Origin of the sequence: Lactococcus sp. LG1074 (assembly GCF_017309525.1) — a bacterium.
GTDB lineage: Bacteria > Bacillota > Bacilli > Lactobacillales > Streptococcaceae > Lactococcus > Lactococcus petauri.
On the sequence record NZ_CP071293.1, the window covers coordinates 457956 to 482811 of the forward strand.

At 38.3% G+C, this 24856-nt stretch carries 26 protein-coding genes; 22 read left to right on the forward strand and 4 right to left on the reverse strand.

The genetic code is table 11. The features are described 5' to 3' along the window. The first annotated feature begins 19 nt into the window (after positions 1–19). The 3 genes from murD to J0J36_RS02210 are packed head-to-tail and all read left to right on the forward strand — an operon-like array spanning position 20 to position 3514. Positions 20–1381 carry a UDP-N-acetylmuramoyl-L-alanine--D-glutamate ligase gene (gene murD / locus J0J36_RS02200; RefSeq protein ID WP_019292073.1) on the forward strand — a complete coding sequence of 454 codons (1362 nt, stop codon included), beginning with the start codon at positions 20–22 and terminating at the stop codon, positions 1379–1381. Between the two features lies 1 nt (position 1382). Beyond that, a complete protein-coding gene (gene murG, locus J0J36_RS02205) occupies positions 1383–2477 on the forward strand; it encodes an undecaprenyldiphospho-muramoylpentapeptide beta-N-acetylglucosaminyltransferase (protein WP_153924564.1) in 1095 nt (364 codons plus the stop codon). After that, the gene (locus J0J36_RS02210) at positions 2477–3514 is read left to right on the forward strand and encodes a cell division protein FtsQ/DivIB (RefSeq protein WP_019292071.1); all 1038 of its coding nucleotides are present in this window, start codon (positions 2477–2479) and stop codon (positions 3512–3514) included. Before murG ends, J0J36_RS02210 begins: the two co-directional genes overlap by 1 nt. Before the next feature lie 95 nt (positions 3515–3609). On the opposite strand, the gene J0J36_RS02215 is transcribed toward J0J36_RS02210, so the two are convergent. Both J0J36_RS02215 and J0J36_RS02220 read right to left on the reverse strand, forming a co-directional pair. After that, positions 3610–4347, reverse strand: coding sequence for an amino acid ABC transporter ATP-binding protein (locus tag J0J36_RS02215; RefSeq protein WP_014024357.1), 738 nt, complete (start codon positions 4345–4347; stop codon positions 3610–3612). Positions 4348–4360: 13 nt separating this feature from the next. Continuing rightward, entirely contained in the window at positions 4361–6505 is a 2145-nt protein-coding gene (locus tag J0J36_RS02220; RefSeq protein ID WP_019292070.1) for an amino acid ABC transporter substrate-binding protein/permease, read from the reverse strand. A 238-nt stretch (positions 6506–6743) separates the two neighbouring features. On the opposite strand from J0J36_RS02220, the gene J0J36_RS02225 reads away from it, so the two are divergent. From J0J36_RS02225 to J0J36_RS02310, 18 genes are all read left to right on the forward strand, one after another. Next, entirely contained in the window at positions 6744–7400 is a 657-nt protein-coding gene (locus J0J36_RS02225; protein WP_004259068.1) for a VTT domain-containing protein, read from the forward strand. A 70-nt stretch (positions 7401–7470) separates the two neighbouring features. Further along, the gene (locus J0J36_RS02230; protein WP_153924567.1) at positions 7471–8337 is read left to right on the forward strand and encodes a shikimate dehydrogenase; all 867 of its coding nucleotides are present in this window, start codon (positions 7471–7473) and stop codon (positions 8335–8337) included. Continuing rightward, the gene (gene aroB, locus J0J36_RS02235; RefSeq protein WP_153924569.1) at positions 8321–9382 is read left to right on the forward strand and encodes a 3-dehydroquinate synthase; all 1062 of its coding nucleotides are present in this window, start codon (positions 8321–8323) and stop codon (positions 9380–9382) included. The genes J0J36_RS02230 and aroB overlap by 17 nt, the downstream gene beginning before the upstream one ends. Beyond that, complete coding sequence (locus J0J36_RS10705; RefSeq protein WP_019293106.1) at positions 9379–9492, forward strand: DUF1697 domain-containing protein; 114 nt, start codon at positions 9379–9381, stop codon at positions 9490–9492. The genes aroB and J0J36_RS10705 overlap by 4 nt, the downstream gene beginning before the upstream one ends. Before the next feature lie 318 nt (positions 9493–9810). Continuing rightward, complete coding sequence (locus J0J36_RS02245; protein ID WP_019292066.1) at positions 9811–10737, forward strand: DMT family transporter; 927 nt, start codon at positions 9811–9813, stop codon at positions 10735–10737. Positions 10738–10743: 6 nt separating this feature from the next. Beyond that, on the forward strand, positions 10744–11334 hold the full coding sequence (locus J0J36_RS02250) for a DUF1054 domain-containing protein (protein WP_153924572.1): 591 nt from the start codon (positions 10744–10746) through the stop codon (positions 11332–11334). Position 11335: 1 nt separating this feature from the next. After that, on the forward strand, positions 11336–12505 hold the full coding sequence (aroC, locus tag J0J36_RS02255) for a chorismate synthase (protein ID WP_019292064.1): 1170 nt from the start codon (positions 11336–11338) through the stop codon (positions 12503–12505). Between the two features lie 133 nt (positions 12506–12638). After that, positions 12639–12989: a YxeA family protein gene (locus J0J36_RS02260; RefSeq protein ID WP_019335704.1), complete on the forward strand. Its 351-nt coding sequence runs from the start codon at positions 12639–12641 to the stop codon at positions 12987–12989. A gap of 27 nt (positions 12990–13016) precedes the next feature. Beyond that, on the forward strand, positions 13017–13805 hold the full coding sequence (locus J0J36_RS02265) for an ABC transporter ATP-binding protein (protein ID WP_019292062.1): 789 nt from the start codon (positions 13017–13019) through the stop codon (positions 13803–13805). Then, positions 13798–15771, forward strand: a complete 1974-nt coding sequence (locus J0J36_RS02270; RefSeq protein WP_153924575.1) for an FtsX-like permease family protein — start codon at positions 13798–13800, stop codon at positions 15769–15771. The genes J0J36_RS02265 and J0J36_RS02270 overlap by 8 nt, the downstream gene beginning before the upstream one ends. Next, the gene (locus J0J36_RS02275; RefSeq protein ID WP_019292060.1) at positions 15772–15990 is read left to right on the forward strand and encodes a hypothetical protein; all 219 of its coding nucleotides are present in this window, start codon (positions 15772–15774) and stop codon (positions 15988–15990) included. A gap of 110 nt (positions 15991–16100) precedes the next feature. Beyond that, positions 16101–16757 carry a response regulator transcription factor gene (locus J0J36_RS02280; protein WP_029343491.1) on the forward strand — a complete coding sequence of 219 codons (657 nt, stop codon included), beginning with the start codon at positions 16101–16103 and terminating at the stop codon, positions 16755–16757. Then, on the forward strand, positions 16744–17634 hold the full coding sequence (locus tag J0J36_RS02285; protein WP_040086577.1) for a HAMP domain-containing sensor histidine kinase: 891 nt from the start codon (positions 16744–16746) through the stop codon (positions 17632–17634). Before J0J36_RS02280 ends, J0J36_RS02285 begins: the two co-directional genes overlap by 14 nt. Next, positions 17624–18181, forward strand: coding sequence for a GNAT family N-acetyltransferase (locus J0J36_RS02290; RefSeq protein ID WP_019292057.1), 558 nt, complete (start codon positions 17624–17626; stop codon positions 18179–18181). Before J0J36_RS02285 ends, J0J36_RS02290 begins: the two co-directional genes overlap by 11 nt. A gap of 117 nt (positions 18182–18298) precedes the next feature. Then, positions 18299–19609: a 3-phosphoshikimate 1-carboxyvinyltransferase gene (gene aroA, locus J0J36_RS02295; RefSeq protein WP_019292056.1), complete on the forward strand. Its 1311-nt coding sequence runs from the start codon at positions 18299–18301 to the stop codon at positions 19607–19609. Further along, a complete protein-coding gene (locus tag J0J36_RS02300) occupies positions 19600–20085 on the forward strand; it encodes a shikimate kinase (protein ID WP_019293096.1) in 486 nt (161 codons plus the stop codon). The genes aroA and J0J36_RS02300 overlap by 10 nt, the downstream gene beginning before the upstream one ends. Then, a complete protein-coding gene (locus J0J36_RS02305; protein WP_019292054.1) occupies positions 20082–20678 on the forward strand; it encodes a histidine phosphatase family protein in 597 nt (198 codons plus the stop codon). The genes J0J36_RS02300 and J0J36_RS02305 overlap by 4 nt, the downstream gene beginning before the upstream one ends. Continuing rightward, complete coding sequence (locus tag J0J36_RS02310) at positions 20675–23116, forward strand: ATP-dependent RecD-like DNA helicase (protein ID WP_019292053.1); 2442 nt, start codon at positions 20675–20677, stop codon at positions 23114–23116. The genes J0J36_RS02305 and J0J36_RS02310 overlap by 4 nt, the downstream gene beginning before the upstream one ends. Before the next feature lie 46 nt (positions 23117–23162). On the opposite strand, the gene J0J36_RS02315 is transcribed toward J0J36_RS02310, so the two are convergent. Both J0J36_RS02315 and J0J36_RS02320 read right to left on the reverse strand, forming a co-directional pair. Continuing rightward, positions 23163–23372, reverse strand: a complete 210-nt coding sequence (locus tag J0J36_RS02315; RefSeq protein ID WP_019292052.1) for a hypothetical protein — start codon at positions 23370–23372, stop codon at positions 23163–23165. Positions 23373–23802: 430 nt separating this feature from the next. Further along, complete coding sequence (locus J0J36_RS02320) at positions 23803–24312, reverse strand: HD domain-containing protein (protein ID WP_017368896.1); 510 nt, start codon at positions 24310–24312, stop codon at positions 23803–23805. Between the two features lie 150 nt (positions 24313–24462). Here J0J36_RS02320 and rpsT point away from each other — a divergent pair, with 150 nt between their 5' ends. Beyond that, entirely contained in the window at positions 24463–24696 is a 234-nt protein-coding gene (rpsT, locus tag J0J36_RS02325; RefSeq protein ID WP_004259004.1) for a 30S ribosomal protein S20, read from the forward strand. Positions 24697–24856: the final 160 nt, after the last annotated feature.

Below are 24856 nucleotides of genomic sequence, written 5' to 3' on the forward strand. Positions count from 1 at the left end.
AGTAGAAAGAATAGGAACAATGAAAAAAATCAAAACTTTTGAAGAAAAAAAAGTACTCATCCTCGGATTAGCAAAATCAGGAGAAGCTGCAGCCCGCTTGCTTCATACTCTAGGTGCACACGTAACTGTAAATGACGGAAAGGCTTTTGAAGAAAACCCTGCCGCGCAAGCCCTCTTGGAAGAAGGCATTGAAGTTATCTGTGGTAGCCATCCCCTTGAACTTTTAGACGAAGATTTTGATTTTATGGTAAAAAATCCAGGTATTCGTTATGATAACCCAATGATAAAGAAAGCATTGGAGAAAAAGATTCCAGTTGTTACGGAAGTTGAACTTGCTTATCTTGTTTCGGAAGCTCCAATTATTGGGATTACTGGAACCAATGGTAAGACAACAACAACAACGCTGATAGCAGATATTTTAAATGCGGATGGTCAGTCTGCAAAATTAGCAGGAAATATTGGTTTTCCCGCTTCTGAAGTAGCTGCCCATGCGAGTGCTCAAGATACTTTGGTAATGGAACTCTCAAGTTTTCAACTGATGGGAATTGTAGACTTCAAGCCTCAAATCGCTCTCATTACCAATATCTTTTCATCGCATTTAGATTACCATGGCTCTCAAGAAGCTTATGAAGCTGCCAAATGGCGGATTCAAGAAAACTTAACTTCCGAGCAATACCTCATTCTCAACTTTAATCAGGAAAAATGTCGTGCTCTAGCAGAGCACACAGCAGCTCAAGTTGTGCCATTTGCAACTGAAAATAAAGTTGATGGCGCTTATGCGCTGGAAGGTAAACTTTATTTCCGAGATGAATTCATCATGGATGCAGCTGACCTAGCTTTGCCTGGGGAACATAATTTAGAGAATGCTCTGGCAGCAATAGCTGTTGCCAAGCTTTCGGGTGCTAAAAATCATGCAATTATTGAAGTGCTGACAAGCTTTTCAGGTGTGAAACATCGCTTGCAGTATCTTGGTGAACTTGCAGGACGTAAAGTCTACAATGATAGCAAAGCCACAAATATACTGGCAACAGAAAAAGCTTTGTCAGGTTTTGAAAACAGTCGCTTATGGCTCTTAGCTGGCGGACTAGACCGTGGCAATGGTTTTGAAGACCTCGCGGATTCTGTAACAGGGATTAAAGGTATGGTTCTTTTTGGGGAGACTGCACCAAAGCTGCAAGAGCTTGCAGATCGCTTGCAGATTCCAACACTCCACAGTGAAAATGTCGCAACAGCTCTTAAAGCAATCTTTAATAAGACGGAAGAGGGGGACACTATTTTACTTAGTCCTGCTTGTGCCAGCTGGGATCAGTACAAGACCTTTGAAGAACGTGGGGATATGTTTATTAAAGCTTTCGAAGAATTGAAAGGTGAATGGAAATAGTATGAAAATTATTGTAACTGGAGGCGGAACGGGAGGTCATATCTATCCTGCGCTGGCCTTTATAAAGCATCTGAAAACTATAGAGCCAGACTCGGAGATCCTCTATGTAGGTACAGAACGCGGCTTGGAGAGTAAGATTGTGCCTGCCGCAGGCGTGCCCTTTAAAACTGTGGATGTACAAGGTTTTCGTCGTAGCCTTTCTTTAAATAACTTTAAGACAATCTACAAGTTCCTGAAATCTACATCAGATGCGAAGAAAATTGTTAAGGATTTTAAACCTGATGTGGTTATTGGAACAGGAGGCTATGTGGCTGGACCGGTACTTTACGCAGCAGCTAAGCTCAATGTGCCGACTATCGTTCATGAACAAAATTCAATTCCAGGAATTACAAATAAATTCTTGAGTAAATATGTGGACAAAGTTGCGGTCGCCTTTGAAGCAGCCAAGCCCTTCTTCCCAGAATCCAAAACAGTTTTTGCTGGTAATCCACGTGCTCAGGAAGTTGCAACTTTAAAAGCTACCGATATTCTGGAAACAGAATATCAACTTCAAAAAAGTAAGAAAACGGTAGTTATTTTTGGAGGGTCACGAGGCGCTCAAACAATTAATGAGGCGGTAAAAGCTGCTCTACCAAAGTTTGCAGAAGCGGATTACCAAATCGTCTATGCCTCAGGACAAATCTACTTTGATGAAGATCATGAAGAGTTTGAAAAATATGCTGATGCTGCAAATATAGCGATTCGTCCATATATTTCAAATATGCTCGAAGTTCTTGCGTCATCAGATTTAATATTATGTCGAGCAGGTGCGACAACGATTGCTGAAATTACTGCACTTGGTTTGCCAACGATTTTTGTACCTAGTCCAAATGTCACAGCAGACCACCAAACAAAGAATGCTCAAGCTCTTGTAGATATCGGTGCTGCTAAGATGATTAAAGATGTCGATCTTACAGCAGATATAATGCTTGCCAGCATTTCTGAAATCTTTTCTGACGAAGAGCTTTACCAAGCTATGTCTATAGCCAGTGAAAAAGCAGGAGTACCTGATGCTAGCGATCGACTATATCAACTTGTGAAAGAAATTAAAAAATAATGAGTGAAGAAAACCTTACGCCTTGGCAAAAGAAACATCTTGAATATCAGCGCCGCAAAGCAGATGAAAATCAAGAGAAGTCTGAAGAACCCAAAAAACGGAAGTTTTTTAAGAAAAAAGAAGATAGTGAAGCAGATTCTCCTGAAGTTCAGGAAGAAATCGAGCAACAAGAATCTTTTGTAGAAGCAGAAGAGTCTGAGCAAGGATACTCAGATGATTTTGTTGAGGATTTTGAAGAACAAGAACCGGAACCTTCTTTTTTTGAAGGAAGTTTCGAAGTGTTCAAAAAGATGTGGCCCGTCTTATTCTTGGCAATCTTATTGTTTTTAACTTCGATTTACGCGGTGTCCCCGATAAGCAAAATTGGGACATTTACGGTTTCAGGTAATAAAAATGAGTCTTTTGAATCTATCGTACAGGCTTCACGTTTGAAGCCAACGGATAGGATTTATGGTGTGCTCAGAAATAAAAGAGCTATTGAGAACAGTATTGTTCAACAATTTCCACGTGTCAAATCTGTCAACTTGCACGTAAGTTTTCCTAATAATATCGAGGCTAAAGTCACGGAGTTCGAAAAAGTTGCTTATGTAGAACAAAAGGGTAAAACTTACCAAGTGTTAGAAAGTGGTCATATCCTCAAGAATCAAGAAATAGCTAAGGATAAACTTTCGAGCCTTCCGATACTAAAAAACTTTTCCGATGAAGAAGTCGAAAAGTTTATTACAGCCTATATGAAATTGAAGCCTGAAATACGTGGTTTGATTACGACGGTTACAAAAACACCGACTAAAGCAACCAAAGACTTTATCGCTTTAGATATGTCAGATGGTAATCAAGTACGTGTTTCTCTCAGTCAAATTACCGAGAAGGTTCCTTACTATCCAAGTATTGCGAAGCAACTTCAAGCGCCACAAGTGATTGATATGGAAGCAGGAATTTATGCAAAGCCAAAAGAAGATTATCTGGCTGATCTAAAAAATCCTGAAGGAAATAAGAAGAACTCAGAAAATACAACTGAAATTACCGCAACCCAATAATAAAACTGAAAGGATATCCCCTTTCAGTTTTATTATATTATCTTGCAGAAAAAGAAAAACGTTTGTTTCTTTTAAAGAGACAAACGTTTTTGGCTTTACGCATTCAATACTTTAGATAAGAAGTCTTGTAAACGTGGATGCTGAGGGTTTTCAAAGAGATCTTCTGGTTTACCATCTTCAAGGATAACACCAGCATCTGTAAACATGACACGGTTAGCAACTTTACGTGCAAAGCCCATCTCGTGTGTTACGATAAGCATTGTCATGCCATCGTCTGCGATACGACGCATCAGGTCAAGGACATCGCCAACCATCTCAGGGTCAAGTGCTGAAGTTGGCTCATCAAAGAGCATAACATCAGGGTCCATAGCCAAGGCACGGGCAATGGCTACACGTTGTTTTTGTCCACCTGAAAGCATCTCAGGCATTGTATCTTTTTTCTCTTCTAGTCCAACAGCTTCAAGCAAGCGCAGAGCTTTTTCTTTTGCTTCAGTTTTTGTAAGCTTTTTAAGCTCAACGGGCGCATACATAATATTTTCTAAAACAGTCATGTTAGGAAAGAGGTTGAAGTGTTGGAAAACCATTCCGACATGTTGGCGAACCAAGTTAATATCAGTGTTTTTATCTGTAAGGTTGTACCCATTGATAATAACATCGCCACTTGTTGCGTCTTCTAAACCATTTAGTGTACGAAGGAATGTTGATTTACCAGAACCTGAAGGACCAATAATACAAACAACATCTCCTTTGTTAAATTTTGCAGAGATTCCTTTGAGAACCTCGTTTTTACCATATGTTTTGTGAAGATCAGTAACTTCGATTTGTACAGACATATCTTTAATCTCCTTATTTCATTTTTTGTTCGATGCGACGTCCTGCCCACATTAAGAGAAGCAGCACAACCATGTAAATCAAACCAATCAAACCGTAGACACGGAAAGCTTGGAAGTTACGTGCAACGATAATTTGACCTGCTTGCAAGAGTTCAACCAATCCGATAACAGATACCAAGGTTGTATCTTTCAGTGTAATAATAAATTGGTTAATCAAGCTAGGAATGGTAATCTTAACAGCTTGTGGCAAGATTACTTTTCGCATTGTTTTCACATAAGGAATACCAAGGGAGCGGCTGGCCTCCATTTGGCCAGTTGGAACAGCAGCAATACCGCCTCGAACGATTTCAGCAATGTAGGCTGATTCGTTAAGAGTTAAGGCAATAACACCGGCTGTAAACTCATTCAAAGGACTTTGGTGACCTGTGAGGAGTTGCAACATATTTGGGATACCATAGAAAATGAAAATTGTTAATACCAAAAGAGGAATTGAACGGTTAAGATCGACATAAATACGTGAAATTGTACGGAGAGCTGGTGATGGACTTGCGGAGAAAAGGCCGAAGATTACACCGACAATCATTGCTAAAACAAAGGAAACTAAAGCCAATTGGATAGTGATCCAGAGACCTTTACCTAACTGTTTCCAGTTGTTTTTCAAGATACCAAGCATTGTGCTTTCTGTCTCTGATTCCGTTGAGGATTCAGTTTTTGAAGCTAAATATTTATCAATAATTTCTTGATATTGACCGCTGGCACGTAGTGAAGAAAGGCCATTGTTGAACATTTCGATAAGCTCAGGATTAGTTCCTTTTTTCACTGCGAACCCGTATTGACCAGTTGGGATACCTTCAAAAGGTGTTTTAAATTCTTGTCCTTGTTTAATGGCATATTTTACTACAGGCTCATCGTCCATAAAGGCTTGAATTGAACCATTGTTCAATGAAGAATACATTGAAGTAGCATCAGTAAATGTTTTTAAAGTATAGCCGTATTTGCTTTCGTTTTTCGTTAAATAGTCATAAGAAGCTGTCCCGTTTTTGGCACCAACTTGTTTTCCTTTTAGATCTTCCCATTTCTTGATGTCTTCATTTGACTTAGAAACAGCAAGTGTCAAATTCGAATCATAATAGGCATCACCAAAGTCAAAGACTTTTTTACGTGCATCAGTGATTGACATACCCGCCATCATAGCATCAGCATGTCCTGCTTGAACTGCATCTACTGCAGGTTGGAAACCAACGTGGTTCCATTTGATTTTGAAGCCTTGTTGCTTAGCAATAGCATTAAGCAAGTCTACATCAATACCTGTGAATTTTTTATCTGTGTTTTGGAATTCAAATGGGGCGAAGCTATTATCTGAGGCAATAGTGTAAACATCTTTTTTAGGAGTTGCTTTCTTACCACCAGTATATTTTTGAACGATTTTGTCATACTCGCCATTGGCTTTCATTTGAGTCAAAGCTTTGTTGAAACCATCGATGAGTTTAGAGTTCTCACCTTTCATTACAGCAAAACCGTAACCCCCAGGAAGTGAGAAGGAAGGAAGATTGATTGCCAAGTCTTGCCCTTGATTAATGGCATAAGAGATGACAGGAGCTTCATCCATCGCACCTACGATGTTTCCTGCAGCCAGTGAGGCAAACATGTGAACACCGTCAGAGTAAGTTTTGATTGTATAGCCGTATTTATCTTGGTTTTTTTGCAACCAGTCATATGAAGCTGTTCCTTTTTTAGCACCAACAGCTTTGCCTTTAAGTTCATCATAGCTCTTAAGTGTAGAAGACTTTGTTGTAGCTAAAGTAATGGCTGAAGTATAATATGGATCTGAAACATCAAAAACTTGTTTACGTTCGTCTGTAATCGTCATCCCAGCGATGACCGCATCAGCTTTTCCAGCCTTTAAGTTTTGAAGAGCGGCATCAAATCCAGGGAAAGACATCTCAAGCTTCCAATCATTGATTTTAGCGACTTCCTTCATGATATCGACATCGATACCTACCCAATTTTTATCTGAATCTTGGAATTCAAAAGGGGCATAAGCATTATCACTCGCGATACGTACGGTTTCCTGAGCGCTAACATTATGAGCAGTTGCAAAGGACATTCCAGTAATCGTGGCGAATATTAAAGATAATGTAAGGAATAATTTCTTCATTTCATTATTTCTCCTAAGTTTCATTAATTATATAAACAATTATATACTTGTCAGTATACCATAAAACAAGGCTGAAAAAAATAAATTGTGTCATAAAATGTGACATGGAAATCAGTCCGAATAAATAAAAATAATAATTTTGTCTAAAAAAATAGATGAATGAGAATTTGATAAAGGCAAGCTTTTAGTGTAAAATAAAAAATGCAGTAACAGCATAACAAAAGGAAAATATAAAAATATGTTTACAACACTTTCGATGTTTGGCTTCTTCAATGACTGGATTTCTGGTTTTTTGAATGCACCAGGCGCACACGTTTGGGTCTATGTTCTTTTAGGAGCTATCATCTTTATTGAAACAGGGCTGGTTATTTTTCCGTTCTTACCGGGGGATTCAATTCTCTTTTTTGTAGGATCGATGGCCGCCATGTATCCAGATAAATTATCAATGCCTCTTCTGATTTTGATTATGGGGAGTTTAGCTTTTCTGGCCAATCTTCTGAATTATGAAATTGGGCGTAAATTTGGAGATGTAATTCCAAAACATAAAACGCTATCTAAATTTTTAAAGCCAGAGTACATTGAAGAAGCAGAGCAGTTCTTTGCTAAATGGGGTTCGTGGGCTATCTTCCTCGGGCGCTTTATGCCAATCATTCGTACGGTTGTTCCTTTTACAGCAGGAACAAGCCGCATGCCGCATAAAAAATTCGTGCTTTATAATTTTTTAGGTGGTTTTGCTTGGGTTATCGTCGCTTTAGGTGCAGGTTTCCTCTTTGGACAAGTACCTTTCATCAAGAAAAACTTTGAACTCGTCATGCTAGCAATCGTTGCTGTATCCTTACTTCCAGCAGTGATTGGCGTTGCCAAACGGTATTTCGCAGGGCGCAAAGCCGTTTAAAATAAGTTATAATAGTATTAGGAAACTAATACTATTTTTTTATGTCAAAAAAAAGGAATACAGGTAAACGATGGAAATAAATGGATACACTCGGATGGCTGCTGTGTTAGCACATCCCATTAAGCACAGTCTTTCTCCTTTTATTCATAATCGCGCTTTTGAGCTGACCAATGAAAATGCTGTCTATTTGGCTTGGGATTTGGAAAATGAAAAAATTCTCGAACAGACAATTAACAATGTCAGAACATTGGACATGTATGGTTTGAATATTTCGATGCCTTACAAGCAAAAAGCGGTGGAATTTATTGATGAATTATCCGAAGAAGCACAGTTGATTGGAGCAGTCAACACGATTGTCAATCAGAAGGGGAAATTAATAGGTTACAATACGGATGGTCAAGGTTTCTTCAGGGCGTTAAATTTTAAACCGCGTCATAAAAAAATCACGCTAATTGGTGGTGGTGGTGCTGCGATTTCCATAATTGTTCAGGCTGCTTTGCTTGAAATGCACGAAGTCACGGTTTTTTCTAGACATTCAGCCTCCTATGCACGTTTAGAACAGCGTTTGGAAAAATTGTCACATCAGACAAAAATTACCATAAAACTTTACGACCTAGCTGATCATTCACGATTGCAAAAAGAAATTATGACATCAGACTTACTCGTTAATGCAACACCAGTAGGGATGTCTGGCGAAGCAATGCCGTTCCCTACTTCAATTCTTTTGCCCCCAGGAATTCTGGTGGTAGACACGATTTACAAGGTCCGTGAAACACCAATGATGAAATGGGCGAAAAACCAAGGTAGAACAACGATGAATGGAGTTGGTATGCTTATTCATCAAGCTGCCGCTTCTTTTGAATTATGGACAGGAAAAAAAATGCCTGTTGAGCAGATTAGACAGGAATTGGAGGAAAAAGATGAGGTTAAATGTTAATCTTCCAGAGTACCCTTATGATATCATTATTAAGAAGGGAAGCTTGTCACAAGTGGGACTATGGGTTGCACAACTTTGGCAACAACAAAAAGTTGTACTTGTCACCGATGACAATGTTGAACCTCTCTATGGAAGAGAGGCAGTTTCCCAGTTAAGAACTGAAGGATTTGAAGTTTTTACTTTTACTTTTCCAGCAGGTGAAGCAAGTAAAAACTTGTCTACTGTAGAGAAACTATGGGAATTTTGTGCCTTACATGGTTTGACACGCTCCGATGGAGTGATTGCTTTAGGTGGAGGCGTTGCTGGGGATTTAGCAGCTTTTGCCGCCAGTACATATATGAGGGGCATTCACTTTCTCCAAATACCAACAAGTTTAACGGCTCAGGTCGACAGTTCCATCGGTGGAAAAACAGGAATCAATAGTGATTATGCTAAAAATATGATTGGAACTTTTGCTCAACCAGATGGTGTTCTGATTGATCCTGAGGTATTGAAAACCTTAGAGAAACGTGATTTTCGTGAGGGAATTGGTGAAATCGTCAAGTGTGCCTTGATTGCCGATAAACAACTCTGGGTCCGCTTAAATGAGATACAGGATGATGATGAACTTTTGCAAGAAGCAGAGTATTTTATTCGGGCAGCCTGTGATGTGAAACGGAAACTTGTTGTGGAAGATGAGTTTGATCAGGGAACGCGACTTTATTTGAACTTTGGACACACAATTGGTCATGCTGTGGAAGCTTATGCTGGCTATGGGCAGGTCATGCATGGGGAGGCTGTAGCTATTGGAATGATCCAAATAAGTAAAGTAGCGGAAAGTAAGGGGCTGATGCCTAAAGGACTAACTGCTCAAATTAAAGTGGTACTCCAAAAGTTTCAACTTCCTCAAACTTATGAACCATGGGATGAGTCAGCTTTGTTTGAAATCCTAACCCATGATAAAAAAGCGCGAGGTAAGATGATTAAGACCGTACTTGTTCCCGAAATTGGACAGGCCAAAATTCATGAGATAAGCCTTCAAGAAATGAAGGAATATTTGAAATGAGATACTGGGCATTTCTTCGTGGAATAAATGTGGGTGGTAGCAAACTCAAAATGACAGACTTAAAAAAAGAGTTTGAAGCAGCTGGTTTTACAGATGTTTCACTGTTTTAGCTACAGGGAATGTCATTTTTAGCAGCGAAACCTTGCCTGATCTATCTTTTTTACCTGTGCATAGTTTTATAAAAACCGAACAAGAAATAAGAAAGCTTGTTAAAAATAAACCTTTTCTCAAATTGCTCAAAGCGAGTTTAATACTCTGAAAACAAGTAGGGAAGAAGGACTTGTCCAAGTGAATACTTTTTATTGGAAGGGGCTAAAGGACGCGACTCTATCAACAGCTTTTGGTAAAGTCTTAGGTAAAACAGTCTATAAAGACCTTTTTACAAGTCGCAATATCAATACAATGGAGAGAATAATTAAAAAATTATAATGTTTGTCTATCTTGGAATAGCACTTTTTGCGGGTTTTTTACTAGCAAACCAAAACCCGATTAATGCCGATCTTCGCAAAAATGTTAATTCGCCTTTTTGGGCATCAACAATTTCTCAAATTATTGGGGTTGTTTTCTTAGGTACAATCTCATTACTTTTGACCGGTGATTTGTTCCCCTCTACTGAATTTGTCCAGTCTCATCCTGCTTGGATATGGATTGGTGGATTACTCGGTCCAGTATATGTTACATCGAATGTCTTTCTTTTTCCACGACTAGGTGCTGTGCAGACTGTTATCTTGCCTATTTTGGGACAAATTTTAACTGGAGTTGTTATTGACAGCTTTGGTTGGTTTTACGCGGTCCAAATTCCGATGAGTCCTATTCGTATATTGGGGATTATTGTTACTATACTTGGACTTTTCATTGCCGTTGTTTTACCTAGCTTACGTGAAAAAGCAGGACAAGTTGAAGCCGAGCCCAATTTGATGCTTTGGCGCCTTTGGGCGATAATATCAGGTTCATTCACTGCGGTTCAACAGGCTATTAATGGACATTTGGGCACCTTATTGCATCGGCCGTTTCAAGCTTCATTTATGTCTTTCTTCATTGGACTGATTGCCATTGTCTGTGTGACTTTAGTGATTGAACGTCGCTTAATTACAAAAGTTGAATTAGGTAAGATAAAAAAATGGAATATATTGGGAGGTATCTGGGGAGCCTTCTTTGTTCTTGGCGCCGTTTTAGCAGTGCCAAAAATAGGGGCTGGCTTAAATATAATGATGGCATTACTTGGACAAATCATTGGTTCAATGTTGGTGCAACAGTTTGGTTGGTGGCGTTCAGATCGCTATCCGATACGTCTTATCCAAGTTGCAGGTGTTGCAGTAATGTTGGTAGGGATTATTTGTATAAAATTTTTGTGAGGAAATATGTTTAGAAAAGAATCATTTGAAGTCTTTGATATAGAAGAATTGGAAATGCGTATGCAGGGAGTGCGTGCTGAAATTCAACCGATTTTTATGGAAATAGGAGAGCAGCTAAAAGAAAGAATAAAGCAGTCGTTCCCTGAACAGGAGTTTTACCTGCATATTGCACAGCATCGTCGGCGGACAAGCAATGCACCTGAAAACACGTGGTCTGCTATTGGCACACAAAAACGTGGTTATAAAATGGAGCCGCATTTCCAATTAGGGATTTGGCAAGATTACGTGTTCATCTACCTTTCAATTATTGATCAGCCTAAAGGACAAGCAGATTACGCTCAGAAGTTGAGTTCGGATCTCTCATTACCCAAGGATTTTGTTCTATCTAAAGATCATACCAAGTCTGATTTTTATGGAAGTAGCCATCTTGAAGAATTTGTTACCCGATTAAAAAATGTAAAAAAATCAGAGTTAGAGATGGGTAGAGTTTGGAAAGCTGAGCGTTTTGATGGTCAACAAGATGATATGATATTACAGGAAATGCTCGAAACTATCGATGATTTACTACCAATTTACCAAAAAATAATGGAGGATTAAGATGCGCTTTTTTACAGCAGGTGAATCACATGGGCCACGTTTGACAGCAATCATTGAAGGTTTGCCAGCAGGACTCCCCCTTCAAGCTTCTGACATCAATGTTGAATTGAAACGCCGTCAAGGAGGATACGGACGAGGTGGTCGCATGAAGATAGAATCTGATCAGGTCGAAATCACCAGTGGTTTGCGTCATGGTAAAACTTTGGGAAGTCCACTTACTCTTAATGTAACCAATCGTGACTTCTCACATTGGACGGAAATTATGGCTGCGGAAGAAGTTGATGATGCCGTCAAGAGACAACGTAAATTGACAAAACCTCGACCAGGACATGCTGACTTGGTAGGGGGGATGAAGTATGAATTTGAGGATTTGCGAAATACACTTGAGCGCTCCTCTGCTCGTGAAACAACGATGAGAGTAGCTGTAGGAGCAGTTGCCAAGGCTTTGCTCAAACAGCTTGATATGGAGCTGGCTTATCATGTGGTTAATTTTGGAGGCAAAGATGTTGTTGCTCAACTTCCAGAACTCACTGTCAGGGAAATCAAAGCCAAAGCTGGTACAAATGATTTGTCTATTGTGGATATTTCAAGAGCTGAGGAAATTCGTTCATATATTGATAAAATAAAGAAAGCTGGAGATACGATAGGCGGAATTGTAGAGGTACGTGCTACAAATGTTCCGGCTGGTTTAGGATCTTACGTACATTTTGATCGTAAATTAGATGCAAAAATCGCAGCAGCTGTCGTTTCTATCAATGCCTTTAAGGGTGTGGAATTTGGTCTTGGTTTTGAGGCCGGGCGACGTCAAGGAAGTCAAGTTATGGATGAAATCCTTTGGGAAAAGCAAACAGGCTACAGCCGAAAAAGTAATAATCTTGGCGGTTTTGAAGGTGGCATGACTAATGGTGAGGACCTTATTATTCGCGGTGTCATGAAACCGATACCGACCCTATATAAGCCTCTCATGTCTGTCAATACTGAAACGCATGAACCTTATAAAGCGAGCGTTGAACGTTCTGATCCAACCGCTCTTCCAGCGGCTGGAGTAGTAATGGAAAATGTTGTTGCTACAGTCCTAGCCCAAGAAATCTGTGATAAGTTTTCAAGCGATAGTTTTAGAGAGCTACAAGAGGCTTTTCAAAACTATAAGGAACGCTTAAAAAACTTCTGATGAAATAAAAACTAGTCTCAAAAATAAGGCTAGTTTTTTTATTACAAAAGTGTAAGTTTGCAGAAAATATAATTTGTTAGAATAAAAGTGTAGGGTTAAGAAAAACAAAACCTAGTAGGAAAGAGGCAACAATATGAAAAAAGTATTATTTGGCTTACTTGCTCTAGCAGTAGTGATTGGTGGTCTAGGATATGGCTGGTACAAATCAAGCTACGGGGGTACAGAACGTTACGTAAAAATTACACAAGATGGTTCGGAAAAAGTTGGAAAAAGCGATTCAGGCGAACGCATGGTGTCTTATGAGTACAAGCTACCTTCTTATGATAAAAATGGCGAAGGAAAAGATATTTCCTTTACAGCTACACACAATTTACGTAAAGATGCTTATCTTAAAGTGACAGATAATAAAGCAAAAGGTGTAACAAACTGGGAAGAAGTTCAAAAAAATGACTTGCCAAGTAAAGCAAAAGATAAATTAAATTAATCAGTTAAAGGTGACAAGGGAGAAAAAATGCTATTAGAAGTTAAACATATCAAAAAAGTTTTCAAAACACGCTTTTCAAAAGAAGAAACAACAGCTCTTGCTGACATTGATTTTTCTGTCGAAGAAGGTGAATACATTGCTATTATGGGTGAGTCAGGTTCAGGTAAAACAACACTCTTGAATATCTTATCAACTTTGGAAAAACCCACAGCTGGTCAAGTTTTACTTTCAGGACGTGATATTACAGCCATTAAAGACAAGGATATCTCAGCATTCCGCCGTGAACATCTCGGTTTTGTCTTCCAAGATTTCAACCTCTTGGATACTTTATCAGTAAGGGATAATATTTATCTTCCCATGGTACTTTCTAAAGCACCAGTAAAGAAAATGAAAGCACGTCTGGAAAACTTAGCACCTAAGTTGAATATCGACACACTTTTAGAAAAGCAACCTTTTGAATTATCAGGGGGGCAAAAGCAACGTGTGGCTGTTGCGCGTGCTCTGATTTCTCAACCGGATCTTGTTTTGGCAGATGAGCCAACAGCAGCTCTGGACTATAAAAACTCAGAGAGTCTGCTTGAACTTTTCGAAAATATCAATGATGCTGGTCAAACAATCATCATGGTTACTCACTCAAGCTTAGCTGCAAGTCACGCAAAACGTGTCCTCTTCATTAAAGACGGAATGCTCTATCATCAACTTTATCGTGGCGATAAGTCATCAACAGAGTTTGCAAAAGAAATTACCTTGTCAATGACTTCATTCTTGGGAGCTTCAGCTGACTCAAGCGAAACGGAGGTAGCCGATAATGCTTAGTTTTAAACTGGCAGCACAAAATCTGAAAAAAGGGTTGAAATCATTTGCGCCTTTCATCGTAGCGAGTGTAACAATGTTTGTCTTGCTTTTTGTTACTGCTGCAATTGCACAATCTCCATCCCTTGAAAAAATGAAGGGTGGCGCAGCAGTTGGGCAAATGATGTCCTTTGCGATGTGGATTTTGGCTATCTTTGGTGGGATTATTCTCATTTATAGTTATCGTTTCCTACAGTTGCAACGCTCACGTGAATTTGGGCTTTATGACATTCTCGGACTAGGGAAAAAGAAAATCGCCCTTGTTTCTTTCTTTGAACTCGTAATGAGTTATATTGCGACTGTCATCATCGGTACAATTGTTGGGATTGCTTTTTCTAAGTTTCTTTTCCTGATTTTTATCAATATGATTGGTGAAAGTAACTTTAACTTAGCGATTACACCAGCTTCTATTCTAACAGTCGCAGCAATATTCTTGCTCTTCTTTGCTTTGCTTCTTATTATTGGAACATTTATCATTTGGAAATCTTCAAGTCTCGATTTGTTAAGAGAAGAATCTAAAGGTGAAAAAGAGCCTAAGTCAAACATTTTCATGGCCTTGATTGGTATTGTTTTACTGATAGTTGGCTATGGTTTAGCACTAAATGTTGATAATCCCGTTAAAGCACTCTCAACTTTCTTCCTTGCAGTTCTAGCAGTTATTTTGGGAACTTACTTTTTCTATATCAGTTTTACCGTTTGGTATTTGAAATGGCGTAAAAAACGTAATTCTTACTATAAACCGCAAAACTTTATTACGATCAGCTCAATGCTTTACCGAATGAAAGCAAATGCGGTTGGCTTGGCCAATATTACCATTCTCTTGTCGATGACTTTAGTAACTTTAGTAGTTACAATCGGTATCTTCTTAGGCTCAACCCAAACTGTTGAACGTGCTTTTCCAAAAGAAGGACAATACACTGTTTATTCACAAGAAAAAACAGGTAATCAGCTGGCCCAAGATTTACAAGAAAAAGCAGACCAAGCGGGTGTAAAAATATCAAATGTCACAACAGCTTTAAGTGCAGACTACTTAATGGGTAACGGTCAAAAAGAAGGAGAAAAAACACTAAACATTACTCCGACAGGGGACCAAAAAACAGCCATTCAATTTTCAATGACAACTTTACAAACGTTGAAAAATTTAGATGAAAATGTTGCTGATATTTCTGGTAACCAAATTAATATCCTGGATTACTTTGGTGCTTATCCAAAAATTAAGGAGTTTAATTGGTTTGGCACAAAATATGAAGTGAAAGACATCATGGCCACTCAGGATTTGACCAAGTATCCTATCATGATGAATATAACTACGCCAATGCTTCTTATCTTCCCAAATGATGCAGCATTACATCAAGCTCTTGAGGTTTATAATAAAGCAAACAATGATGGTGAACAAGCTTATCAAGTGAGTCCATCTGTGACAGTTAACTTTGATATTGCAGAAAAAGATCAAGAAAGATTAACAAATGCGTTAGGTAATAATGATGGAGATCATATGCTCAGCTTCCGTTCAGCTGAGATGAAAGAAGTTAGAACTGGAATCGGTGCCTTTGTCTTTATCGGTTTGGTTCTTGGCATTAGCTTCATTTTAGGTGCTGCCTTGATTATCTATTACAAACAGTTGTCAGAAGGTGTGCAAGACAAACGTTCATTCAAGATTCTACAAGAAGTAGGTTTATCAAAAGAGCAAGTGTCTAAGACCATCAAGTCACAAGTGAGCATGATTTTCTTATTGCCAATCGCAATGACGATTGTACATTTCAGCTTTGCTTACATTATGATTAGTAAACTTATTGGTATCTTTGGAATCATGGATAGCCAGTTAATTCTTTGGATTAGCTTAGGAACCATTGCTGCTTTAGCCTTTATTTATTGGTTAATCTATAAAGGAACAAGCCTTGTGTATTACAATATTGTGGAGAAAAAATAAATGGAAAAAATACCCTATTACTTACTGGTCCTTGGTGGCTCACTTACTGTTCTTACTTTCTGTGCCTGGTATGTTTGGGGCATCATTCAATTTGTTCAAAGAAAGATTAAGAACTGCAAGGATATCAAACTTTTACAGTCTTTAACGCTTAGTTTGCATATCCTTTCACTTCTCATTATTGTTGGTTTAGGCTATTATGGCTTTACAACATTTTTCTAAAAATCAGATGGAATCATCTGATTTTTTTTATATGTTATAATAGGAGAAAGAAAAAATTGATAGTGAAAAAAGAACAAGTGATAACAGATCCGCAAGTTCGGGAGGAAAAAATGCCCAAAATTTTTATTGTTGAAGACGATAAAACGATTGTTAAAATGTTGACTAATGCCTTGAAAAGTGACTTTCAGGTCTATTCTGTTTTAAATTTTCGGGCAGTCAAGCAGGAAATATTGGAAGCAGATCCGGACTTAGTCTTAATGGATATTGGTTTACCCTTTTATAACGGTTTTTACTGGACAACAGAATTACGCAAAGTCTCACAAATTCCGATTATTTTTATCTCGTCGATGAGTGATGATATGAACCAAGTCACAGCCATGAATCAAGGAGCTGATGATTTTGTTACAAAACCTTTCTCCTTGGATATCTTGCAGGCCAAAATAAAGGCATTACTTCGTCGTTCTTACAACTTTTCTGGCCCTGAGAAATTAGAATTTGCCGGCTTTATTTTATCTGACAACATGGTAAAATCAGGAGAAAGTCAGATTGACCTTACACCTTCCGAAAACAAAATCTTGAGTGTTCTTTTTAGAGCTAACGGAGCTGTTGTAAGCAAAGAAGCTATTCTTCAAGAACTTTGGCAAACAGATGAATTTATCGACAGTAATACTTTAAATGTAAAAATGACACGTTTACGTAAAAAACTAGCAGAAATTGGATTTGCACATTTGGTAACGAAACGAGGTGTAGGCTATGCCTTGGAGTAAAATAAAGCGGTTTTTGCAGACAAAAATTGCACAAATCGGCGTGTTTCTGGTGATGCTCTTTATCTTTGTGAGCAACTTTTTACTCTGGCATCTTCCGATTGAATCCCTTATCAATGCAACTATTCTTGCTTTGATTGTATTTGTGATTTACTTGGTTTCCTCATATTTTCGATGGGCGAATAGAGAAGCACTCTTATGTGACTTGAAACATGAGCTTTTGGATTTGGAAGAAAACCTGCGTGCAAAAGAAAAACACATTAAAGAAACAGAAGATATTATCAAAGTTTGGTCCCATCAAATGAAAATCCCTTTGGCCGCAATCGATTTAATGGCACAAACAGAAATTAATCCAATCGAATTAAAAAACCAAACTTTCGCTTTGGATAATTACTTAAAAATGTTATTGGAATACCAACGTATAGCCAATATTTCAACAGATTTTCATTTTGAGAAATTTTCTGTCGCTGCCCTTTTGCGAGAACTGCTCAAAAAATACAGCAGTTTTTTCATCCAGAAAAATTTATCCGTCACTATTTCAGGTGACTGGGAAATTACTACAGATCGCAAATGGTTTAGCTTGGCAATAGAGCAGTTACTCAATAATGCTATAAAATATACAAATGAAGGCAGTTTAACAATTAGTATCGAAGAAAATAAAATTATTTTAAGTGATACAGGAATAGGGATTTTACCCGAAGATTTGCCACGCATATTTGAGCATGGTTTCACAGGCTATAACGGTCGCAGCTATTATAAAGCATCGGGTTTAGGCTTGTACTTAACAAAACTCATTTTGGATCGACTTGACTTTTGTATTAAGATAAGCTCAGAGCTAGGCGAAGGAACAACCGTTGAGGTGAAAAAAAATGAACAATAAACAAGTAATACTTGCACAACATCAAAATTTTGAAACAGAACGTTTAATTTTTAGAAAAGTAGAACTTGCGGACAAAGAAGACCTTTTTGAATATGCAAGTGATCCAGAAGTTGTACGTTATGTTTCATTTCCCGCACATAAAGATTTAGCTATGACCGAAGAAAGTATTGTGGAGTATTTTATACCACATCGCTTATTTTGCTGGGCAATTGTGGATAAGCAGAGCGAAAAAATGATTGGAACCATTGATTTAAGGCTCGACGGAGATCAAGCTGTATTTGGTTGGGTGCTTAATCGTAACTTTTGGGGGAGAGGGCTAATGCCAGAGGCTGCCGCTTCCCTTAGAGATTTGGCTTTTAACCAGCTTGATGTAAAAATTATTGTAGCAGAACATGATGCAGAAAATCCAAAGTCAGGACGTGTAATGGAAAAGATTGGCATGCGAAAAACGGGTCAAGTCTATACATATATGGCAAAAGAGGGACGTTCTGTCCTGTGTGACTATTGGATCTTGACGAAAGAAGAATATTTAAAAACAAAAAACTAAAAAACCACTTGCGCGTAGTGGTTTTTTTGATAAGGTCAAGAAAAACAATACAATATTACAGCTCTTGACTTGTGCTATAATAGAAGATAAATCGTAGAGAAGAAAGTTTGAAACGCAATGAAACTCGAAATAAAGGCAAAATCACTCACAGGCAAACTTACTGTTCCTGGGGATAAATCAATTTCTCACCGCTCCATAATGTTTGGGGCGATTTCACATGGTCAAACAAGGGTAAAGCATATTTTGCGAGCTGAGGATGTCACAGCTACAATGCAAGCTTTCCAAGACTTGGGTGTTAAAATTGAAGATAAAGAGGGGATAATCTATATTCAAGGTAAGGGCTTTGAAGGCTTACAGCCAGCGAATAAGCCCTTGGATATGGGAAATTCAGGAACATCGATGCGATTAATGTCAGGGATTCTCGCTGGTTTAGACTTTGAAACAAAATTAATTGGTGATGCTTCGCTCTCGCGTCGCCCAATGGATCGTATTGCTCACCCATTAAAATTAATGGGAGCAAAAATCTCTGGTCAAGGAGAAGCTTGTCTGCCACCTTTAGAAATTCAAGGGAGACAACTGCAGTCTATCAACTATCAACTGCCTGTAGCCTCTGCACAAGTAAAATCAGCTTTGATTTTTGCCGCACTACAAACAAAGAGTAATCAAATATCAGAAATTGTGGAAAAAGCGGTGACACGAAATCATACCGAAGAAATGCTTAAACAGTTTGGTGGAGAACTTACAGTATCGGGAAAGCATATCCGAATAAGAGGTGGACAAAAGTTAGAAGGCCAAGAAATTACAGTGCCTGGAGATATTTCCTCAGCAGCTTTTTGGATTGTTGCTGCTTTAATTATTCCAGGAAGCAATATTGAACTGCAAAATGTTGGTATCAATGCCACACGAACAGGAATAATTGATATTGTTACTGCTATGGGAGGAAAAGTTGAAATCACCAACCAAACTGCGATAGCTGCTACACTCAAAATTCGTTATAGCACATTGACTGCAACCCAGATATCGGGCGATTTGATACCAAGGTTGATTGATGAGCTGCCGATTATTGCTCTTTTAGCTACACAAGCTGAGGGTGAAACGGTTATTGCAGATGCGGAAGAGCTGCGTGTCAAAGAAACGGATCGTATCTCGGTTGTATCGGACATCTTAAAAGCGATGGGAGCTGATGTTACACCTACAGCGGATGGGATGAAGATTAGAGGGAAGACAAACCTTCATGCGCCTCATAAAGACATCAATACGCACGGTGATCATCGTATTGGTATGATGACAGCAATTGCGGCGCTTCTTGTCCAAGAAGGAGAAGTTGTTTTAGAAGGAAGTCAAGCCATTAAAACAAGTTATCCAACTTTCTTTGACGATCTGAAAGGTTTACTTGGGCCAAGCAAGGAGGAACGAGAATGGCAGTAGTGTTGATTGGGTTTATGGGCGCGGGGAAATCAACGATTGCAAGGGCTCTAAATAAGGAAAACTTTATTGACCTTGATCAAGCCATTGAACAAGAGATTGGAATGCCCATTATACAATTTTTTCAGGAATATGGCGAAGCTAAATTTCGACAAATTGAAAGAGAAACACTTGAGGCAGCGGTGCTCTCAGGATTTAATGTTGCCACAGGTGGCGGCATTGTTCAACTTGTAGAAAATCGGGACTGTCTGAAAAAGCTGAAAAATGTCGTTTATCTCAAGGCAGATTTTGAAACGCTCTATGAACGTATTCTTACTGATCAAAAGAATAAAAGACCGTTGGCTACACAACCCGTACAAGACGTAGAACAATTGTTTATGCAGCGTGAAAAATTCTACGAAGAAGTAGCGGATATTATTATTGAAACCAAGGACAAAAAACCAGAAGAAATAATTAAAGAAATTCAGGAATTAAAATGAAAATCTATTTTGTAAGACACGGTAAAACGCAATGGAACCTCGAAAAAAGGCTCCAAGGTCAAAAAGGGGACTCGCCTCTTTTGCCGGAATCCTATAAGGCGATAGCCCGAGTAAATGAAAGACTGGGACAAATTGTCCAATTTGATAAAGTGATTTCTAGCCCGCAGCCACGTGCTGTGACAACCGCAAAATTGTTAACTGCTTTGCCAGTAAATACAGATATTCGCCTTTCCGAATGGAATTTTGGTCAGCTGGAAGGCCAGTTGGTCGCAAATGCACTCTTGAAGTATCCAGATGAAATGTTTGCTTCTCGGAATGAATTGCAAAATTTTGATGGGCGCCATTTTGGAGCGGAAACAGTAGCTAATGTTTTAGCACGTTTTGATAGTTTAGCAAATGACCTCAAAAAGCAAGAGGCTGAAAATATATTATTGGTCGGTCATGGTGCTTCAGGGACAGCGGGAATGCGACATTTAGCGGGCTTTCCGCTACAAGAGTTACGTACAGCTGGTGGCTTAGCCAATAATAGTGTAACTGTTTTAGAAACGAAAGGTCAACGTTTTGAGCTGTTGCACTGGAATAAAGTGTTATGACAGAAAAAATATATTTTACCGGAACAATTGAAGCGATTTTCTTTAGTAATCCTAGTAATTTTTATAAAGTACTTTTAGTAGAAGTGGATGATACCAATAGTGATTATGAAGATTACGAAATTGTTGTAACCGGAACAATTGGGGAGTTGATCGAAGGGGACAGTTATACCTTCTATGGTAAACTTACGACACATCCAAAATATGGGGAGCAGCTTCAAGTTGAAACTTATGAAAAAGCTGTACCGACCAGTGCTGCAGGACTAATTAAATACTTTTCTTCTGATAAATTTCCTGGGATTGGTAAAAAGACGGCAGAAAGAATCGTGGCTCTTTTTCCTGATGATACAGTTGACAGTATCTTAAGTAAGCCGGAAGAATTAGACGATATCCTTCCTTTAGCAAAGAAAAATTCCTTTATTAAAAGACTTCGTGACAATCATGGTGTGGAAAAGATTTTATCAAAGCTTGCAGAATATGGTATCCCCAGTAAGCTCCAATTTCAAATTCATGAGCTTTACAAAGATCAAACCTTGGATATTATCGCCAAGAATCCTTACCAGTTGGTTGAAGATATCAAAGGAATTGGCTTTAAAACAGCGGACCAAATTGCTCAAGAATTGGGAATTGCAGCAGATAGTAGTGACCGCTTTAGAGCGGGATTGATGCATGTGGTTAAAACACACCCTTTAATTACGGGCGATACTTATATTGAAGCGCGTGATCTTTTGCAACAAACGATCCAAGTTTTGGAAGAAGCACGCCAGATAGAAGTTAGCCCAGAGACTGTGGCTGAAGAAATCAACCATCTGCTTGAAGACGGTAAAATGCAACAAGAAGAAACTAAAATATTTGAAAATTCCCTTTATTTTGCTGAGCAAGGCATTAGTGAATACCTCAAAAAACTTATTGGACGTAGTACTCAGACCTTCTCAGATGAAAAAATCTTGAAAAATATTGAGCAAGTGGAAACTAAGCTCGGTATTCGCTACGATAAACTGCAGAAAGAAGCTATTTTTCAAGCTTTAAATAGTCAGTTCTTCATTTTAACCGGTGGACCAGGAACAGGTAAAACAACGATTATCAATGGTTTTATCGAAACTTATGCACAGCTTCATGACATTGATTTAGATCCTGGGCATTATCATGATGATGTTTTCCCTATTCTCCTGGCAGCACCAACAGGAAGAGCAAGTCGCCGAATGAATGAACTTACTGGCTTACCAGCAGCAACGCTTCATCGCCATTTAGGTTTAAACACTGATGAAGCAATGGATATGGAAAGTAATGATCTTGCGGGTTCACTTTTAATTGTAGATGAATTTTCAATGGTAGATACCTGGTTAGCAAATAAACTTTTACAAGCCATTCCTCCTTCCATGAAAGTACTCTTTGTAGGCGATGCAGATCAGCTGCCGTCAGTTGGTCCTGGGCAAGTCTTTGCAGACTTGCTGAAGCTTCCAGAGATTCCTTCAGTTCGCTTGGATAAAATCTTCCGTCAAGGAGCTGAATCGACGATTATTGACCTTGCTCATGAGATTAAGGAAGGCCGTTTGCCACAAGATTTTACTAGCCGTCATCCCGATCGTTCTTATTTTGAAGCTGGAACAGGACAAGTTGCTCATCTTGTGAAACAAGTGGCGACTGCGTGGAAAAAAAGAGGAAATAATCCTTTTGAATTGCAGATTTTAGCACCGATGTATAAAGGTGTAGCTGGTATAAACACCTTAAATGGTTTGTTGCAAGAATTGTTTAACCCTCTTGATGAGCGACAAGAGTTTAATTATCAGGATATTCATTTTCGAGAGGATGATAAAGTTCTCCATTTAGTCAATGATGCAGAAAACAATGTTTTTAATGGCGATTTAGGGAGGATTGTTGAGCTTATTCCAGCAAAACATACAGAAAGCAAGCAAGACGAAATCGTGATGGATTTTGATGGTCAAGAAGTGAGCTATCCTCGCGCAGAGTGGTATAAAATTACCTTAGCTTACGCAATGTCTATTCATAAGTCGCAAGGGAGTGAGTTTTCAACAGTTGTTGTTCCAATGGTTTCGTCCTATTCAAGGATGCTGGAACGTAATCTCTTGTATACAGCAATTACGCGAGCCAAACAAAGTCTAATTCTTATTGGAGAACAAAAAGCCTTTGCCCAAGCTGTTCAAAAAGAAAGTGCCAATCGAAAAACTTTCTTAAAGGAGCGATTTACTGGCAAAGCAGAGCCTGTAGAAGAAATAAAGCAAACTTTGGATGATGACAAGAGTGAAACAACTGTGAAAGTTAGTCAATCTCAAACAGAGGAAATTTCGCTTTTTCCTGAAGAAAATTTTACTTCTGCATCATATTCGACTGAACCTTTTTTAACAGCGGATTTGGTTAATTCTGGTGATTTTGATCCATTGATTGGGCTTACGGAAGCTGATTTTGCAATTTTTAAATAAAAAAAGACGGTTTAAAACCAGTCTTTTTTTATTTGTATTTTTGGCCTCAAAAAGTTAAATCATCAAAATCAGTGAGTTCATCTTGGAGCTTTTGTGTTAGTACTGTATAAGCTACAGCATATTTTTTAGGGTAAGCATCGCTGACGGATAGTTCATTTGCTTTCTCTAAAGCAGAGAACAAACCTTCAGTCATATTGACATTATTTAGTATGCACAAGGCCAAATCATGCACGCGTTGTTCTTTTGAAAGACTCATAATATTAAGCCCCTTTCCATAAAGTTGAGTAAAAAATTACGAACGATAAGCTTATCAATATTATAACATGGTAGCGGTTAAGAAAAGTTAAAATTGCTCTGATTTTTAAGGATTTAATAGCTTTCCCTTGTGATATTGAAGTCATTAATTTTTGAACAAGGAAAAAAATAGTACAAAGTGGTACATTCATCATTTTTTTTACTTCTGAAAATTTTAGAAAGTATAAATATGAAGTAGAATTTATACCTTCTTTTAGTCTACAATGATAAAATAACATTATAAATTTTATATAGTACGCTTTATAATTTCACATTTCTGCCAACTTGGGGTTAAAAAAGGTGTTAAACCTCTTGAATGTCTTAAAAAATAAAAAAAGAAGCATCTAACCAATGGTTAGATGCTTATCATGAACTATTGTTATGTTAATAGTTCAAATTGGAAGGTGACGTTTAAAGTATTTGCGCGTTTTCCATTTGAAACGTGCAGTTTCTACGCCTTCAGTCATTGCGACATAATCGTCTGCTAAGGTAACAACCCAGCTTTCTTTATAACGTGGCGGTGCTATTGTAGCCCCCCACATATGTTTGACGATGCAGTCGTACTCAAGATCAGAAAGGGTAGTAATTTTTGCTGCATTACGGGCAGCGATACGAGGATGAACATAGGCATGACTTTTGTTAAATTTAGTGTCGCGCCAATCGTAGTAGAAAAGGTCATGTAAGAGACCTGCACGGGCAGCAGATTTTGCATTCCAGCCCATCTTTTTACAAACTAAATAGCTCACATAACTTACCTTGATTGAATGAATCAAACGTGTTGAAGTATAGTGATGTGTGATTTCATCAAGCTGTTTCAGTTCCGGCATTTCAAGAAAGTGACCAACATAACTCATAAACTCGGCATCTGTCAACCATGGATTTTCATCTAATTTCATATTCATATTATAGCACCATTCTCTAAAATGTAAATAGCAATATGCAATTTGACACAAGAAAAAAGAAAAATATTTCAATTTTCTTTTGACAAACAGTTGCTAAAAAGCTAAAAATCCTGTATAATTTATAGGTATTACAAAAATTTGGAGGAAATAATGGCTAATATCAAATCTGCAATCAAACGCGCTGAATTGAACGTTGTTGCTAACGAACGCAACTCACAACAAAAATCTGCAATGCGTACTGCAATCAAAAAATTTGAAACTGCACCAAGCGAAGACACATTCAAAGCTGCAAGCTCTGCAATCGACAAAGCTGCATCAAAAGGTCTTATCCACGCTAACAAAGCTTCACGTGACAAATCACGTTTGGCAGCTAAATTGGGCTAATTCTTAATTGCAAAAAAATATTCCTGTCTGCTGATAGGATTTTTTTTTACTCTAAAAATGGGAGAACTTTGGATGAAGCTGATGATAGAAATAAAACATGTAAGATAAATGTTATAATAATGTTATTAACAACGTTGAATTTATAGGTGACCTAGGCAGG

What these genes read in the sequence shown, in the direction of transcription:
- J0J36_RS02220 (WP_019292070.1), bottom strand. Translation starts at nt 6,505, where the DNA reads ATGAAGAAATTATTCCTTACATTATCTTTAATATTCGCCACGATTACT.
- J0J36_RS02250 (WP_153924572.1), top strand. Translation starts at nt 10,744, where the DNA reads ATGTTTAGAAAAGAATCATTTGAAGTCTTTGATATAGAAGAATTGGAA.
- J0J36_RS02305 (WP_019292054.1), top strand. Translation starts at nt 20,082, where the DNA reads ATGAAAATCTATTTTGTAAGACACGGTAAAACGCAATGGAACCTCGAA.
- J0J36_RS02265 (WP_019292062.1), top strand. Translation starts at nt 13,017, where the DNA reads ATGCTATTAGAAGTTAAACATATCAAAAAAGTTTTCAAAACACGCTTT.
- J0J36_RS02285 (WP_040086577.1), top strand. Translation starts at nt 16,744, where the DNA reads ATGCCTTGGAGTAAAATAAAGCGGTTTTTGCAGACAAAAATTGCACAA.
- J0J36_RS02320 (WP_017368896.1), bottom strand. Translation starts at nt 24,312, where the DNA reads ATGAATATGAAATTAGATGAAAATCCATGGTTGACAGATGCCGAGTTT.
- J0J36_RS02310 (WP_019292053.1), top strand. Translation starts at nt 20,675, where the DNA reads ATGACAGAAAAAATATATTTTACCGGAACAATTGAAGCGATTTTCTTT.
- rpsT (WP_004259004.1), top strand. Translation starts at nt 24,463, where the DNA reads ATGGCTAATATCAAATCTGCAATCAAACGCGCTGAATTGAACGTTGTT.
- J0J36_RS02290 (WP_019292057.1), top strand. Translation starts at nt 17,624, where the DNA reads ATGAACAATAAACAAGTAATACTTGCACAACATCAAAATTTTGAAACA.
- J0J36_RS02270 (WP_153924575.1), top strand. Translation starts at nt 13,798, where the DNA reads ATGCTTAGTTTTAAACTGGCAGCACAAAATCTGAAAAAAGGGTTGAAA.
- aroC (WP_019292064.1), top strand. Translation starts at nt 11,336, where the DNA reads ATGCGCTTTTTTACAGCAGGTGAATCACATGGGCCACGTTTGACAGCA.
- J0J36_RS02260 (WP_019335704.1), top strand. Translation starts at nt 12,639, where the DNA reads ATGAAAAAAGTATTATTTGGCTTACTTGCTCTAGCAGTAGTGATTGGT.
- J0J36_RS02280 (WP_029343491.1), top strand. Translation starts at nt 16,101, where the DNA reads ATGCCCAAAATTTTTATTGTTGAAGACGATAAAACGATTGTTAAAATG.
- J0J36_RS10705 (WP_019293106.1), top strand. Translation starts at nt 9,379, where the DNA reads ATGAGATACTGGGCATTTCTTCGTGGAATAAATGTGGGTGGTAGCAAA.
- aroA (WP_019292056.1), top strand. Translation starts at nt 18,299, where the DNA reads ATGAAACTCGAAATAAAGGCAAAATCACTCACAGGCAAACTTACTGTT.
- J0J36_RS02210 (WP_019292071.1), top strand. Translation starts at nt 2,477, where the DNA reads ATGAGTGAAGAAAACCTTACGCCTTGGCAAAAGAAACATCTTGAATAT.
- J0J36_RS02230 (WP_153924567.1), top strand. Translation starts at nt 7,471, where the DNA reads ATGGAAATAAATGGATACACTCGGATGGCTGCTGTGTTAGCACATCCC.
- J0J36_RS02275 (WP_019292060.1), top strand. Translation starts at nt 15,772, where the DNA reads ATGGAAAAAATACCCTATTACTTACTGGTCCTTGGTGGCTCACTTACT.
- J0J36_RS02215 (WP_014024357.1), bottom strand. Translation starts at nt 4,347, where the DNA reads ATGTCTGTACAAATCGAAGTTACTGATCTTCACAAAACATATGGTAAA.
- murG (WP_153924564.1), top strand. Translation starts at nt 1,383, where the DNA reads ATGAAAATTATTGTAACTGGAGGCGGAACGGGAGGTCATATCTATCCT.
- murD (WP_019292073.1), top strand. Translation starts at nt 20, where the DNA reads ATGAAAAAAATCAAAACTTTTGAAGAAAAAAAAGTACTCATCCTCGGA.
- J0J36_RS02245 (WP_019292066.1), top strand. Translation starts at nt 9,811, where the DNA reads ATGTTTGTCTATCTTGGAATAGCACTTTTTGCGGGTTTTTTACTAGCA.
- J0J36_RS02315 (WP_019292052.1), bottom strand. Translation starts at nt 23,372, where the DNA reads ATGAGTCTTTCAAAAGAACAACGCGTGCATGATTTGGCCTTGTGCATA.
- J0J36_RS02225 (WP_004259068.1), top strand. Translation starts at nt 6,744, where the DNA reads ATGTTTACAACACTTTCGATGTTTGGCTTCTTCAATGACTGGATTTCT.
- aroB (WP_153924569.1), top strand. Translation starts at nt 8,321, where the DNA reads ATGAGGTTAAATGTTAATCTTCCAGAGTACCCTTATGATATCATTATT.
- J0J36_RS02300 (WP_019293096.1), top strand. Translation starts at nt 19,600, where the DNA reads ATGGCAGTAGTGTTGATTGGGTTTATGGGCGCGGGGAAATCAACGATT.